The 13,926-nt window shown below is 64.4% G+C and carries 12 protein-coding genes; 8 read left to right on the forward strand and 4 right to left on the reverse strand.

Annotated features, from left to right (window positions below; genetic code table 11):
- Window positions 1-10: 10 nt before the first annotated feature.
- From V6M61_RS03240 to gpmA, 4 genes are all read right to left on the reverse strand, one after another.
- Window positions 11-391 carry a response regulator gene (locus V6M61_RS03240; RefSeq protein WP_332775122.1) on the reverse strand — a complete coding sequence of 127 codons (381 nt, stop codon included), beginning with the start codon at window positions 389-391 and terminating at the stop codon, window positions 11-13.
- Window positions 392-589: 198 nt separating this feature from the next.
- Complete coding sequence (locus tag V6M61_RS03245) at window positions 590-1,339, reverse strand: HesA/MoeB/ThiF family protein (RefSeq protein ID WP_332775123.1); 750 nt, start codon at window positions 1,337-1,339, stop codon at window positions 590-592.
- A 78-nt stretch (window positions 1,340-1,417) separates the two neighbouring features.
- Window positions 1,418-2,854, reverse strand: coding sequence for a S41 family peptidase (locus tag V6M61_RS03250; protein ID WP_332775124.1), 1,437 nt, complete (start codon window positions 2,852-2,854; stop codon window positions 1,418-1,420).
- Window positions 2,855-3,049: 195 nt separating this feature from the next.
- Window positions 3,050-3,793 (reverse strand): 2,3-diphosphoglycerate-dependent phosphoglycerate mutase, encoded by a 744-nt coding sequence (gpmA, locus tag V6M61_RS03255; RefSeq protein ID WP_332775125.1) that lies wholly within the window; start codon window positions 3,791-3,793, stop codon window positions 3,050-3,052.
- Window positions 3,794-3,939: 146 nt separating this feature from the next.
- Here gpmA and V6M61_RS03260 point away from each other — a divergent pair, with 146 nt between their 5' ends.
- The 8 genes from V6M61_RS03260 (at window position 3,940) to V6M61_RS03295 (ending at window position 13,897) form a co-directional block, all read left to right on the forward strand.
- A complete protein-coding gene (locus V6M61_RS03260; protein ID WP_332775126.1) occupies window positions 3,940-4,350 on the forward strand; it encodes a rhodanese-like domain-containing protein in 411 nt (136 codons plus the stop codon).
- Between the two features lie 26 nt (window positions 4,351-4,376).
- A complete protein-coding gene (gene grxC, locus V6M61_RS03265; protein WP_332775127.1) occupies window positions 4,377-4,637 on the forward strand; it encodes a glutaredoxin 3 in 261 nt (86 codons plus the stop codon).
- A gap of 138 nt (window positions 4,638-4,775) precedes the next feature.
- Window positions 4,776-5,243, forward strand: a complete 468-nt coding sequence (gene secB / locus V6M61_RS03270) for a protein-export chaperone SecB (protein ID WP_332775128.1) — start codon at window positions 4,776-4,778, stop codon at window positions 5,241-5,243.
- 37 nt (window positions 5,244-5,280) lie between these two features.
- A complete protein-coding gene (locus V6M61_RS03275) occupies window positions 5,281-6,330 on the forward strand; it encodes an NAD(P)H-dependent glycerol-3-phosphate dehydrogenase (protein ID WP_332775129.1) in 1,050 nt (349 codons plus the stop codon).
- 259 nt (window positions 6,331-6,589) lie between these two features.
- Window positions 6,590-6,892 (forward strand): DUF883 family protein, encoded by a 303-nt coding sequence (locus V6M61_RS03280; RefSeq protein ID WP_332775130.1) that lies wholly within the window; start codon window positions 6,590-6,592, stop codon window positions 6,890-6,892.
- Between the two features lie 33 nt (window positions 6,893-6,925).
- Window positions 6,926-7,378, forward strand: coding sequence for a phage holin family protein (locus V6M61_RS03285; RefSeq protein WP_332775131.1), 453 nt, complete (start codon window positions 6,926-6,928; stop codon window positions 7,376-7,378).
- Window positions 7,375-7,770 (forward strand): hypothetical protein, encoded by a 396-nt coding sequence (locus V6M61_RS03290; RefSeq protein ID WP_332775132.1) that lies wholly within the window; start codon window positions 7,375-7,377, stop codon window positions 7,768-7,770. Before V6M61_RS03285 ends, V6M61_RS03290 begins: the two co-directional genes overlap by 4 nt.
- Window positions 7,771-9,025: 1,255 nt before the next feature.
- The gene (locus V6M61_RS03295) at window positions 9,026-13,897 is read left to right on the forward strand and encodes an NAD-glutamate dehydrogenase (protein ID WP_332775133.1); all 4,872 of its coding nucleotides are present in this window, start codon (window positions 9,026-9,028) and stop codon (window positions 13,895-13,897) included.
- Window positions 13,898-13,926: the final 29 nt, after the last annotated feature.

Below are 13,926 nucleotides of genomic sequence, written 5' to 3' on the forward strand. Positions count from 1 at the left end.
ACTAAGCGTTTCAGCCGGGCGTGGCGCATTGCCGGATGCAATAGTCCACCAGCGCATCGATTTCATTGGATTTGTCGAACACCGCATCGACGCCGAGTTGAGCGCAGCGCTGGCGAATGTCCGGTGTGGCGTAATTGCTGAGCACCACCACCTTCTGGGCGGGCTGCCGGCCGCGGCAGGCGGCCAGCACGCCCAGGCCACTGCCTTGCCGGAGAAACAGGTCCACAATGGCCAGATCCCATTGCTGGCCGCTTTCAGTCAGCCACGCCTTGCCTTCATTTTCGGTTTCAGCCGTTCCCACGGCGCTGATGCAGGCCAGCTCTTCCAGCGTGCCAATCAGGTTCTCACGTATCGTGGGATTGTCTTCGACGATGTAGGTTTTAAGTCTCATGATTCAAGCTGGAAATCACAGCTGACCGCTCATTGACCGCTGGCTGAAGGACTGCAAATTTTCACGTGCCATGTTTCTTAATGTATCCGTGGCCGGGGCTTTATTCTGCCAGTCAGCGGGTCGCCTGCATGTAGGAGGTTTCCTACCCCATCGCTGCAGGCACTGGCCGGCAGCCAGCCAGGGTGCCCGCCTATCGGCTCAGTGCTGGCCGCAGACGCTGCAGCGGGCATCGCGCGCCGTGCGCATTTCGCTCCACTCCATGCTGCGTCCGTCCAGCATCAGCAAGCGGCCTGTCAGCGGTTGTCCAACGCTGCAAAGCAGCTTGAGCGCTTCCGCGGCCTGGATGCTTCCGATGATGCCGACCAGTGGCGCAAACACGCCCATGGTGGCACAGCGTGTTTCTTCAAACTCCTCGGACTCGGGGAACACGCAGGCATAGCAGGGCGAAGCGGCCTGGCGCAGGTCATAGACCGCCACCTGCCCGTCAAAGCGGATGGCCGCACCGGACACCAAGGGCTTGCGATGCTTCACGCACGCCCGGTTGAGGGCGTGGCGCGTGGCAAAGTTGTCGCTGCAATCGAGCACCACGTCCGCCTGCCGGACCAGTTCGTCGAGCAGGGCCGCATCGGCCCGGCGCATGATGGGCACCACCTCGACATCGGGGTTGATGGCGGCGATGGACTGCTGCACCGACTGCGCCTTGAACTCACCCACCCGCGACAGGTTATGGGCAATCTGGCGCTGCAGGTTGGTGGTGTCCACGCGGTCATCGTCCACCATGGTGATGCGCCCGACCCCGGCACTGCCCAGGTACAAGGCCACTGGCGAGCCCAGTCCGCCCGCGCCCACGACCAGCGCATGCGAGGCGAGCAGCTTGTCCTGCCCCTCCACCCCGACTTCATCGAGCAGAATGTGCCGGGAATAACGAAGCAGCTGGGTGTCGTTCATGGGCATCGAAGGGGCACAGGCGCCGCCTGCCGGCCCGGGCTGATCAGCCGGCAGGGCAAGCAGGCTGCACCGGGACGGTCAGTTTTCTTTTTTCTCTTCCTTGCGCTCAACCATCGTTTTGCTGACCATCACGGGACGGCCCTTGAGATGGTTGATGGCCTGGGCCAGCTGGAAATCCTTGTCGCTGCCAAATTCCGGCGGGCGACGCTGCTCGGGGGGCTTTCTGGACTCTTCTTCCAGCTTTTTGAGGGCTTCTTCACGGGCTTTTTCGCGGGCCTCGTCTTTTTTCTCGACACCCTGGCCGTTGTTCAGGTGCTTTTCCAGATCCGTTTCGCGGGTGCGCAAGATCGCGAAAGGGCTGCCTTCCAGCGTTTCATCCACCATCACATCCGGCACGATGCCTCTGGCCTGGATCGACTTGCCACTGGGGGTGAAGTAGCGCGCCGTGGTGAGCTTGAGGCCGGTGTCGGGGCCGAGCGGGCGCACCGTCTGGACCGAGCCCTTGCCAAAGGTCTGGTTGCCCATGATGGTGGCGCGTTTGTAGTCCTGCAGGGCGCCGGCCACGATTTCGCTGGCCGAGGCCGAGCCTTCGTTGACCAGCACCACCAGCGGCACATTCTTGATGGCGGCCGGCAGTTTTTTCAGCGGGTCGGCACTGCTGCGGCGCTGGTAAAACTCGGGCGAAGCCTTGTAGATGAATTTGCTTTCGGCGAGCTGGCCGTTGGTGGATACCACGGTCACGTTTTCCGGCAAAAACGCAGCGGACACCGCCACGGCCGCATCCAGCAGGCCACCCGGGTCGTTGCGCAAATCAAGCACCAGGCCCTTGAGCTTGGGCTCCTGCTTGTAGATGTCCTCGACCTTCTTGACGAAGTCTTCGACCGTGCGTTCCTGGAACTGGCTCAGGCGAATCCAGGCATAGCCCGGTTCCACCACTTTGCTGCGAACCGACTGCGTGCGGATTTCCTCGCGCGTGATGGTCACCGGGAAGGTGCGGTTTTCGTCCTTGCGGAAAATCGTCAGCAAGACCTTGGTTTTGGGCTCGCCGCGCATTCTCTTGACGGCTTCATTGAGCGTCAGGCCCTTGACAAAGGTGTCGTCAATTTTGGTGATCAGGTCGTTGGGTTTGAGGCCGGCGCGGTCGGCGGGCGAGCCTTCAATCGGTGAGACGATCTTGACCAGGCCATCTTCCTGGCTGATCTCGATGCCCACGCCCACGAAGCGGCCGCTGGTGCCTTCGCGGAATTCCTTGAACGACTTTTTGTCAAAATAAACCGAGTGCGGATCCAGGCTGGCTACCATGCCGGAGATGGCGTCGGTGATGAGCTTCTTTTCGTCCACCGGCTCGACATAGTCGGTCTTGACCATGCCAAAAACGGCCGCCAGCTGTTGCAGCTCTTCGAGAGGCAGGGGCGCCAGCCCGCCCCGGGCGACGGCCTGCAGCTGCACGGTTGTGAGTGCGCCGGCAATGGCACCAATCGAAATCCAGCCTGCTATCCTGAGTTTTTGCCCCATAAACACCTTCTTTGGCCCGCGCTGCGGGCCTGAGTACGCACCATCGTGAGTGCTGTTGCCAGCATTTCAAGCAATATACACCTTGGAGAAAAGCCCCATTCAGCAGTTCCGCGGCTGGCAGCCGCCAAGCCGGCCAAAACGGCAAAAATATGCAGTTTTGGCCGACATTTACCGGACTTTTACATGAAACTGGGGTCAACCCTTGCCCTGCGCCGCCACGGCCGCAGCGGCCTTGGCCACCGCATCGCTGTCGCCCAGATAGTAGTGGCGCAGCGGCTTGAGGTCCGCGTCCAGCTCATAGACCAGCGGGATGCCGTTGGGGATGTTCAGGCCGACGATGTCGGCGTCGGAAATGTTGTCCAGGTATTTCACCAGGGCACGGATGGAGTTGCCGTGGGCGGCGACCACGACGCGTTTGCCGGCCTTGATGGCCGGGGCCATCGATTCGTTCCAGAACGGCAGTACGCGCGCCACGGTGTCCTTGAGGCACTCGGTCAGCGGCACCTGGCCGGGCTGCAGCTTGGCGTAGCGTGGGTCGGAGCGCTCGCTGCGCGGGTCGTTGGCTGCCAGCGGCGGTGGCGGCGTGTCGTAGCTGCGGCGCCAGAGCAGCACCTGCTCGTCGCCGTATTTCTTGGCGGTTTCGGCCTTGTTCAGGCCCTGCAGGTCGCCGTAGTGCCGCTCGTTGAGCCGCCAGCTGTTCATCACGGGCAGCCAGGTGCGGTCCATCTCGTCCAGCGTGTGCCACAGGGTGCGCGTGGCACGTTTGAGCACGCTGGTGTAGGCCATGTCAAAGTCATACCCCTCGCTTTTGAGCAGCTTGCCGGCGTTGATGGCCTGGGCCACGCCGGCGGGGGTCAGGTCCACATCGGTCCAGCCGGTGAAGCGGTTTTCAAGGTTCCAGGTCGATTCGCCGTGGCGGATGAGCACGAGTTTGTACATGGTGTGAAGCGGTGAGAGGGTGTTTAAGGTAAGGGAAAACCGGCCGGAAGCGGCGCCAATCAACCTTAAAAAGGGCTGGAAAAGCGTTGCCTACCCCCTGCATTCTAAAATCACGGGTTACGTGAAAAACACACAAAGGGTTCAAATTGAAATTTCTGATCGATAACTGGATGCTGATTTCGGTAGCGCTGGCCTCGGGCGGCATGCTGCTCTGGCCCCTGATTGCCAGCAGCGCCAGTGCCGGCGCGCTGACGGCCAGCGGGGCCGTGCAGCTGATGAACCGCGACAAGGCGGTGGTCATTGACGTGAGCGAGGCCGAGGAGTTTGCCGCGGGCCACGTGGTGGGCGCCAAAAACATACCTTTCGCCCAACTCGAGGAAAAACTGCCCCTGGTGGTCAAAAACAAGGCCCTGCCCGTGATCTTGGTGTGCGCCACCGGCGCGCGCTCCGGCCGTGCCGTCGGGGTCGCCAAAAAACTCGGTTACGAGCAGGCCCAATCGCTGGGTGGCGGGCTCAAGGCCTGGAAAGACGCTAACCTGCCTCTCGAAAAAGCCTGAAAACGCTGCGCGCCCCCAAAGAAACCATGCAAACCGTCAAGATGTACACCACGGGCACCTGCCCTTACTGCATCCATGCCAAACAGCTGCTCAAGCAGCGCGGCGTGGTCGAGATTGAAGAGGTCCGTGTCGACATGGCGCCCGACGAGCGCCAGAAGATGATGGACATCACCGGCCGGCGCACCGTGCCCCAGATTTTCATTGGCAGCACCCACGTGGGGGGCTGTGACGACCTGGTGGCGCTCGATGGCCAGGGCGGCCTGATGTCTTTGCTCAATGCCGGCTGATGGCGCGACGCGACTGATGGTGCGGTGGTTCGCCCACTGGCCGGGCCGCCCGTCCTGAGATAATCCACCCAACCTTCCCTGTACCTGCCTGACAAGCCGCGGCAGGTTTCGTTTTTCAAAGCAATCCGAAAGATCACCATGGCCGAAGCCAACCTTGACCCTGTATTTCAGATCCAGCGCGTTTACCTCAAAGACGTGTCGCTGGAGCAGCCCAATTCGCCCGAGATCCTGCTCGAGCAGGAGCAGCCTGGCGTGGACATCCAGCTCGGCGTGGACGCCACGCCCGTGGCCGAGGGCATTTTCGAAGTCACCGTGACAGCCACCGTGCACACCAAGATCAAGGACAAAACCGTGTTTCTGGTCGAAGCCAAGCAGGCTGGCATTTTTGAAATCCGCAACATGGAGCAGGACCAGCTCAGCTCCATCCTGGGCATTGCCTGCCCGCAAATCGTCTACCCCTACCTGCGCGGCAACGTGGCCGACGTGATCCAGCGCGGCGGCTTCCCGCCCGTGACCCTGGCCGAAATCAACTTCCAGGCCATGTACCAGCAGCAGCAAGCGGAAGCTGCCGCTGCACACAGCGGCGCCACCACGACGGTTCAGTAAACCTGCCAAGGTGCCCATCGGCCATGCGCAAGCCGCTATGAAAATTGTAGTGATTGGCGCCGGCGCCTGGGGAACGGCACTGGCCGTCAGCGCCAGCCGCCAGGCCGCCCACCAGATCACCCTGTGGGCGCGCGATGCCGCGCTGGTGGCTGCGCTGCAGACCCAGCGCCTCAATACCCGCTACCTGCCCGGCATCGCCTTGCCCGACGCGCTGCGCATTGAAGGCGGCTCGGACGCGTCGCTGGACGCGGCCCTGAAAGGCCAGGACCTGGTGATGCTTGCCACCCCCATCGCCGCCGCCCGCAGCCTGCTCCAGCGCCTGCAGCACGTCCGCGTGCCGGTGGCATGGCTCTCCAAGGGCTTTGAAGCGCCGGTCACCGCGTCAGGCGTGTCAGGTGCGTCTTCGGGCGCATCTTCAGAGCCTTTTGGGCTGCTGGTCCATGAAATACGTGCGCAGGTAGCTATCAATTTGAGAGCGGGCGTGCTCAGCGGCCCGAGCTTTGCACTGGAGGTGGCCCGCGGCCAGCCGACCGCGCTGGTGGCCGCCAGCGAGCACGCCGACGTGCGCGACGCGCTGGTGGCCGCGTTTCACAGCCCCACGCTGCGGGTGTACGCCAATGACGACATCGTCGGCGTCGAAGTCGGCGGCGCCGTCAAAAACGTGCTGGCGATTGCCACCGGCCTGTGCGACGGCCTGAACCTGGGGCTCAACGCCCGCGCCGCCCTGATCACCCGCGGCCTGGCAGAAATGACGCGCCTGGGCGTGGCCCTGGGCGCCCGGGCCGAAACCTTCACCGGCCTGTCCGGCCTGGGTGACCTGGTGCTCACCGCCACCGGCGACCTGAGCCGCAACCGCAAGGTCGGCCTGCTGCTGGCGCAGGGCAAGACCTTGCAACAGGCCGTCGATTCACTGGGCCATGTGGCCGAAGGCGTTTACTGCGCCCGCACCGTGGTGCAGCGCGCCCGCAGCCTGGGCGTCGAGATGCCGATTGCCCAAGGCGTGGTGGCTCTGCTCGACGGCCAGCTCAAACCGGCGGATGCCGTGGCCGCGCTGATGGGGCGGGAGCCGACGGCCGAACTGAGTTAAAGGCTAAAGGCGCACTAGCCCGGCCTGCCTTCACAGGCCTGGCTTGAGCATTAAATTGGCCCCTGGCCCAATCAATACGGGCGCAAGCAGCTATCAAAAGTAGAGCGACTGCGGGTGCGGGCCGGTCGCGCCGGCATGCTGCGGGCAGATTGTTTTTGACCCCGCAGCCGATTCTGGTTAACCTGATCCCTCCCGGCGGGCAAGGGGCTCGCACCGCGCCCGACCTTCACCAACAACACTTAACACTTGGGAGCACTCGATGGAAAACACCAGCAAAGACAAGTTGATCACCGATATGAAAGTGGTGCTCGCTGACGTGGAGGACCTGCTCAAGTCGGCGGCTGCGGCCACCGGCGAAACCGCCGTGGCCCTGCGTGAAAAAGCGGCCGGCAAGCTCAAGCTGGCCACCGAAAAACTGTCCGGGCTGCAGGAAGCGGCGCTGCTCAAGGGCAAAGAGGCGGCCAAGCTCACCGACGACTATGTTCATGCGAACCCCTGGAAGGCCGTCGGTATTGCCGCTGCGGTCGGGTTTCTGATTGGCCTGCTGGTCAACCGCAAGTAATCACGGCTACCGCCTGATGGGCCAATCCGCAGCATGAACGCACCCCGGCCGGAACCCCAAAACGCAGACGCCCCGGGTGCGGACCAGCCGCCGCGCCTGTTCGCATCATTGCGCCAGTTGCTCGTCACGGCGCTGGGCATGGCGCACACGCGCATGGCCTTGGCGGGCGTGGAGCTGGAAGAAGAACTGCAGCGGCTGATCAGCCTGTTGCTGAGCGTGCTGGCCCTGCTGGTTTTTGGCCTGGTGGGCGTGCTGATGCTCACGCTGCTGGTGGTGCTGGCCGTTGACGCGGCGCAGCGTGTGGCGGTGCTGGCGATCTTTGCGGCGGGCTACCTCGGCCTCGGCGTTTGGTTCTGGTGGCGCATCCAGCGTGCGCTGGCGACGCGCCCGCCTTTTTTGCAGGCAACGCTGGCTGAAATGGCGAAAGACCGTGAGGCCCTGCAGGCCGCTTCGGCACCCGCCGCGCAGCGCGAAACCGCACCATGAGCGACACCGCTGCCAACGCCACCAGCCAACGGGCGCTGAGAAAGCAGCTGTTGCTGATGCGCGCTGCGACGGAGCGCGCCGAGATGGTCGGCACCATCGACGCAGCACGGCAGTCTGCAAGCTTTTTCAAAAGCGGCGTTCCGGGCCTGGCCCTGGCCAAAGGTTTGCCGCTGGCCCTGGGGCTGCTCAAGCGCGCACCCCTGGTCAGCTCGGTGCTGTCGCTGGCCCTATCGGGCGCGCGCCGGCCCTTGCTGCGCTATGGGCTGCTGGGCGCGGGCTCGGCCCTGCTGCTGTGGAAGGGCTACCAGTGGCTCGCCGGCCGGTCTGGGCAGCCTTCAGAGCCGCCCCCCGGACCAGCCCAGCCTGCAGACGCCGACGCGCCGCCGGTGTAGGTGCCTGGCAAGAGCTGGTGTACGACGAAGCCATTTGCAAGCTGCAGGCGCTTCCCCAACAGCCAAACTATCGGTCAGTTTCTTGCGCTTGTGGGGGAGTCCGTATACGGCTGGTTAGGAGTTTCCGTGTTCATGACAAAGAACACCTTTTGCAACACTCAGATGGCCCATGGGTGGGGCATTAAAGGTAACTGACCATTCCGGATCGGATGAGTCGGAACGCTCTGTGATTAATCGGTCAGAAGTAGAGAACACAATCTCCAACTCCTTGCCGTTGGAACGTAGCCCAATCGAGGTAATTGACGCTCCCCGAAGCCGTTCGATCAGTGCTTTGTACTGGATGGGCCTAGTTTGGCTCGTGACGATGGGCTCCATATTTCGCTCAATCGTCCAACCGAAGCCGGCATAGACCGTAACGTCGCCGATTGAGTTTCCAAGCGAACCGTTGGGACGAGGGCGTCCTGGGGTCAACTTGCCCAATTCAAGGTACAGCGCTGAATAGTCTCCAAACCAAACGTGTGAAGTTGGCATTCCGATTAGCAGGCTCAGGGACGGCAAGATGCTGATCGGAAACTCCTAACGCAATGCAGACCGCAAACCTTTGCGGTATAAACCAGCCGCCTGCGGCATAAGCTGGCCAACACCGCAGCCGCAACTTCTTGATTCAAAACAGGAGTCGGACATTTTGTTGTTTATCTTTCACGGATAAATTAGGCCACAAACCTCGCTACCGGTTCAACCCCGCACCCTGTCAATGCCGCTCGAGCTTGGCAAGCAGCGTCTTGCCGGGCTTGGGCGCGGTGTTTCCGGGCTCGATTTACTCAGCAGTCCGAAAGGAGTGCGACATATTTTGTCATCCTGAGCGCAGCGAAGGATCTCGGTATGCTGGCAGGATTCTTCGCGTTGCTCAGAATGACAGCATGGGTGGCGTCGCCTTCGTTATGGACTGCTGAGCAAGAAGAACTATAAACAAAATTGGCCATCTGCCCTTGTGGAATGGTCACCTGGTGCTACAAATAAAGTAGCAAATTAACCGTGACGACTTGTGCTGCGGTGGCCGGGGGCAGGCCTGCAGTCTCCCAAAATTTCTGCCCCGGCGCTGCCCCCAAACCTGATGCAAAAAAGCATAATGCGATGAGAAAACAGCATTGGCCAGCGCTGCCGACCGTTCGTCCGATCGACTATTCTGAAGGCCTGCGGCTGGCGCAAGATGGAACGCGCCGATACGGCCAGCCCTGAAATTGGAGGGGACATCATGCTAGCCAGAACCGAAGACAGAGTCACGCGCTTGTTCGATGACGTGGTGGCGCTCGCGCGCGAGCGCCTGCCGGATGCGGCGTTTGCGGCGTTCGAGCCTTTCCTGCGCCACTACTACGGGCAGGCCGATGCGGAAGATGTGCTGAGCCGCAGCATCGCCGACCTGTACGGCGCCGCGATGGCGCACTGGCAGTTTGCGCGCAAGTTCTCGCCGGGCAGCGTGCGCGTGCGCGTGTACAACCCGACTCTGGAGCAGCACGGCTGGTATTCGGAGCACACGGTGATCGAGATCGTCAACGACGACATGCCCTTCCTGGTCGATTCGGTGACGATGGAGGTCAACCGGCTCGGCCTGACGCTGCATGCGGCAGTGCATCCGGTGTTCCGTGTCTGGCGCGAGGCCGGCGGCCAGATCTCGAATGCGCGGGCGGCCAGTGAGCAGGCCGAGGCGCAAGCGGACGGTTCGCGGCTGGAGTCCTACATCCACCTCGAGGTCGACCGCCGTACCGAGGCGACGCGCCTGGAGGAACTGACGGCCGGTCTGATCAAGGTGCTGGGCGACGTGCGGGCGGCGGTGGAGGACTGGCCGCAGATGCTGGAGACGGCCCGGCGCACGATTGCCGACCTGGCCGCACGCGAGCAGACCGCGGCGCAGGCGGACGTCGCGGAAGTTGCGGAAGCGAGGGCTTTCCTCGAATGGATGGCCGACGATCATTTCACCTTCCTCGGCACTCGCGACTACCAGTCGTTCGAGCGGGACGGCGCCTACTATCTGCAGGGCGTCGTGGGCTCCGGCCGGGGCATCCTGCGCGAGGCCTTGCGCGACCCTGTCACGCCCGATCTGACCCGGCTGCCGACCGGCGTGCAGCACATCGTCGACTCGCCGTCGCCGATTTTCGTGACCAAGGCCAATTCGCGCGCAACCGTGCACCGGCCGGGCTATCTCGACTACATCGGCATCAAGCTGTTCGACGCCGATGGCCAGCTGTTCGGCGAACGCCGCTTCATCGGCCTCTATACGTCGACCGCTTACACGACCGCAGCCGGCGAAATCCCGATGGTGCGGCGCAAGGTGGCCAACGTCATGAGCCACGCCGGCTTCCTGCCCAAGGGCCACCTCGCCAAATCGCTGGCCACGATATTGGAGCAATACCCGCGCGACGAGTTGTTCCAGATCGATGACAGCGACCTCTACGAGATCGCGCTGGGCATCCTGCGCTTGCAGGAGCGCCAGCGCACCCGGCTGTTCGTGCGCCGCGACCGTTTCGACCGCTTCGTGTCCTGCGTGGTGTTCGTGCCGCGCGAGAAATTCAACACCGACCTGCGCCTGCGCATCCAGAACCTGTTGCTGGAGGCCTTTCGTGGCGTGAGCGCCGAGTTCACGCCGCAGCTGTCCGATTCGATGCTCGCGCGCATCTACATCATGGTGCGCACCCAGCCGGGCAATGTCCCGGAAGTCGACGTGCGCGAGCTGGAGGCGCGCATCGTCCAGACCACGCGCCGCTGGCAGGACGAGTTGGCCGAAGCACTGCTGGAAGCCTGCGGCGAGGAGCACGGCAACCGGCTGCTGCGCCGCTGGGGCGACTCCTTCCCGGCCGGCTTTCGCGAGGACTATGCGGCGCGCACTGCGATGCGCGACATCGAGCTGATGGAAAGCGTGCAGAGTGGCTCGCACGATGGCGCGCAGGCCGCGCTCGCGATGAATCTGTACCGGCCGATCGAGGCGGCGCCGGGGTCGCTGCGCTTCAAGGTCTACCGTGCCGGGCAGCCGGTCGCGCTGTCGCAGAGCCTGCCCATGCTCGAGCACCTGGGCGTGCAGGTGAACGAGGAGCGCCCCTACTGCATCGAGCCGCGGGATGCGCAGGCCGTGTGGGTGCACGACTTCGGCATGGAGCTCGCCGACGGCGTCGAGATCGAGATCGAGCGCATCAAGGCACTGTTCGAAGACGCGTTCGCGCGTGCCTGGGTCGGCGAGATCGAGAACGACGACTTCAACCGGCTGGTGCTGCGCGCGCAGCTGACCTGGCGCGAAGTCGCGATCCTGCGCGCCTATGCGCGCTACCTGCGCCAGGTCGGCTCGACCTTCAGCGACGCCTACATCGAGCGCGCGCTGGCCGGCAACCCGGCGATCGCGCGCAAGCTGGCCGAGCTGTTCCTCGCGCGCTTCGACCCCGCGCAGGGGGAGGGGCGCGACGCGCGGGTGCAGGCGCTGCACAAGGACATCGAGGGCGCGCTCAATCAGGTGCCCAACCTCGACGAGGACCGCATCCTGCGCCAGTTCCTTGGCGTGATCACGGCGACCACGCGCACCAACTACTTCCAGCGTGCGGCCGACGGTGGGTTCAAGCCCTATCTGTCGTTCAAGCTCGACCCGGCGCGCGTGCCCGGCCTGCCCGAGCCCAAGCCGATGTTCGAGATCTGGGTTTATGCGCCGCGCGTCGAGGGCGTGCATTTGCGCGGCGGCCGCGTCGCGCGCGGCGGGCTGCGCTGGTCCGACCGGCGCGAGGACTTCCGCACCGAGGTGCTGGGGCTGGTCAAGGCGCAGATGGTGAAGAACACGGTGATCGTGCCGGTCGGCTCCAAGGGCGGCTTCGTGGTGAAGAATCCGCCGCCCGTGACCGACCGCGACGCGTATCTGAAGGAAGGCGTCGCCTGCTACCAGACCTTTCTGCGCGGGCTGCTCGACCTCACCGACAACCGGCTCGGCATGCAGGTGGTGCCGCCCGCGGACGTGGTGCGCCACGATGCGGACGACCCCTACCTGGTGGTCGCGGCCGACAAAGGCACGGCGACCTTCTCCGACTACGCCAATGCGATCTCGGCCGACTACGGGTTCTGGCTCGGCGACGCGTTCGCCTCGGGCGGCTCGGTCGGCTACGACCACAAGAAGATGGCGATCACCGCGCGCGGCGCCTGGGAGTCGGTCAAGCGGCACTTCCGCGAAATGGGTGTAGACACCCAGAGCAGCGACTTTTCGGTGGTCGGCATCGGCGACATGTCGGGCGACGTGTTCGGCAACGGCATGCTGCTGTCGCGCCATATACGGCTGCTCGCGGCCTTCGATCATCGCCACATCTTTCTCGATCCGAATCCCGATACCGAAGCGAGCTTTCGCGAGCGCGAGCGCCTGTTCGCGCTGCCGCGCTCGAGCTGGGCCGATTATGACAGCGCGCTGATCTCGGCCGGCGGCGGCGTGTTCGCGCGCAGCGCGAAGACGATTGCGCTCAGCTCGCAAGTGCGCGCGGTGCTCGAGCTCGAAGACGACGAGATCGCGCCGAACGAGCTGATACGCGCGATCCTGAAAGCACCGGTCGACCTGCTTTACAACGGCGGCATCGGCACCTATGTGAAGGCCGGCCGCGAGACCCATGCGCAGGTCGGCGACCGCGCGAATGACGCGATCCGCTTGAACGGCGCCGAGCTGCGCTGCAAGGTGGTCGCCGAGGGCGGCAACCTCGGCTGCACCCAGCTCGGCCGCATCGAGTACGCGCAGCACGGCGGTCGCATTCATACCGACGCCATCGACAACTCGGCCGGCGTCGACTGCTCGGACCACGAGGTCAACATCAAGATCCTGCTGGGCCTGGTGGTCGGCGACGGCGAGATGACCGGCAAGCAGCGCAACAAGCTGCTCGCCGAGATGACCGATGAGGTCGGCCAGTTGGTGCTGACCGACAACACCTACCAGACCCAGGCGCTGTCGGTTGCCAACCGGCGCGCGGCCGCGCTGCTGGAGCCCGAGGCGCGGCTGATCCGCCACCTCGAGCGCGCCGGGCGGCTCAAACGCAAGATCGAGTTCCTGCCGAGCGATGAGGACATTGACGAGCGCAAGGCCGCGAAACAGGGGCTGACCTCGCCCGAGCGCGCGGTGCTGCTGGCCTACAGCAAGATGTGGCTGTACGACGCGTTGCTGGCGTCCGACCTGCCGGAAGACCCCTTCGTCGCCCATGTGCTGGCCGACTACTTCCCGCAGCCGCTGCGCGAGCGCTTTGGCGACGCAATGCAGCGCCATCCGCTCAAGCGAGAGATCATCGCGACCTATCTGGCGAACACGCTGACCAACCGCGTCGGCGCGACCCTGGTGCACCAGCTTGCGGAAGAAACCGATGCTGCCCCGGCCGACATCGTGCGCGCCTGCATCATCGCGCGTGCGGTGTTCGGGCTGGAGGACATCTGGCAGGGCATCGATGCGCTCGACAACCAGGTGCCGGACGCGCTGCAGGCGCAGATGCTGATCGAGACTGGCCGGCTGATCGAGCGCGCCAGCCTGTGGTTCCTGCGGCACCGGGTCGAGCGCACCGCGATCGAGCAGGCGGTCGCGCGCTTTCGCGCGGCGGCCGACCAGGTCGGCCCCCAGCTGGCAACCCTGCTCGCGCCGGCCGATGCGGCGGCTCAGGGCGCCCGGCGTGACGAGCTGATGCAGGCAGGGGTGCCGGCCGAACTCGCGCGTCGCGTCGCGGGCGCGGACAGCATCGCCGCCGTGCTCGACATCGCGGAAGTCGCGGCCGCCTGCGAGCGCCAGCTCGAACTGGTCGCCAGCCTCTACTTCGCGCTGGACCTGCACCTGAACCACGGCTGGCTGCGCGAACGCGTGAGCGCACTGCCGGTCGACACCCACTGGCAGATGCTGGCGCGCGCCGCGCTGCTCGACGACCTGGCCGCGCTCAAGCGGGCGCTGACGACCAGCGTGATCCGGCTCTCGCCGGCACTCGAGACGGCCGATGCGCTGATCGCCGCCTGGCAGACGCACAACCAGGTGCCGCTGGAGCGCTACCGGCGCTTCCTCGCCGAGCAGCAGGCGGCGGGCACGGTGGACCTGGCCATGCTGTCGGTGGCGCTGCGCGAGATGCGGATGATCGAGGGAGCGTGAGGCGGGGCACGCAGCCCTGAATCGCTATT

Origin of the sequence: Polaromonas sp. (assembly GCF_036676035.1) — a bacterium.
Taxonomy (GTDB): domain Bacteria; phylum Pseudomonadota; class Gammaproteobacteria; order Burkholderiales; family Burkholderiaceae_C; genus Polaromonas.

Excerpts from the sequence above, each read along its gene's own strand:
- V6M61_RS03240 (WP_332775122.1), bottom strand. The coding sequence starts at position 391 with ATGAGACTTAAAACCTACATCGTCGAAGACAATCCCACGATACGTGAG.
- V6M61_RS03285 (WP_332775131.1), top strand. The coding sequence starts at position 6,926 with ATGAACGCACCCCGGCCGGAACCCCAAAACGCAGACGCCCCGGGTGCG.
- V6M61_RS03245 (WP_332775123.1), bottom strand. The coding sequence starts at position 1,339 with ATGAACGACACCCAGCTGCTTCGTTATTCCCGGCACATTCTGCTCGAT.
- V6M61_RS03295 (WP_332775133.1), top strand. The coding sequence starts at position 9,026 with ATGCTAGCCAGAACCGAAGACAGAGTCACGCGCTTGTTCGATGACGTG.
- grxC (WP_332775127.1), top strand. The coding sequence starts at position 4,377 with ATGCAAACCGTCAAGATGTACACCACGGGCACCTGCCCTTACTGCATC.
- V6M61_RS03290 (WP_332775132.1), top strand. The coding sequence starts at position 7,375 with ATGAGCGACACCGCTGCCAACGCCACCAGCCAACGGGCGCTGAGAAAG.
- secB (WP_332775128.1), top strand. The coding sequence starts at position 4,776 with ATGGCCGAAGCCAACCTTGACCCTGTATTTCAGATCCAGCGCGTTTAC.
- V6M61_RS03275 (WP_332775129.1), top strand. The coding sequence starts at position 5,281 with ATGAAAATTGTAGTGATTGGCGCCGGCGCCTGGGGAACGGCACTGGCC.
- gpmA (WP_332775125.1), bottom strand. The coding sequence starts at position 3,793 with ATGTACAAACTCGTGCTCATCCGCCACGGCGAATCGACCTGGAACCTT.
- V6M61_RS03280 (WP_332775130.1), top strand. The coding sequence starts at position 6,590 with ATGGAAAACACCAGCAAAGACAAGTTGATCACCGATATGAAAGTGGTG.
- V6M61_RS03250 (WP_332775124.1), bottom strand. The coding sequence starts at position 2,854 with ATGGGGCAAAAACTCAGGATAGCAGGCTGGATTTCGATTGGTGCCATT.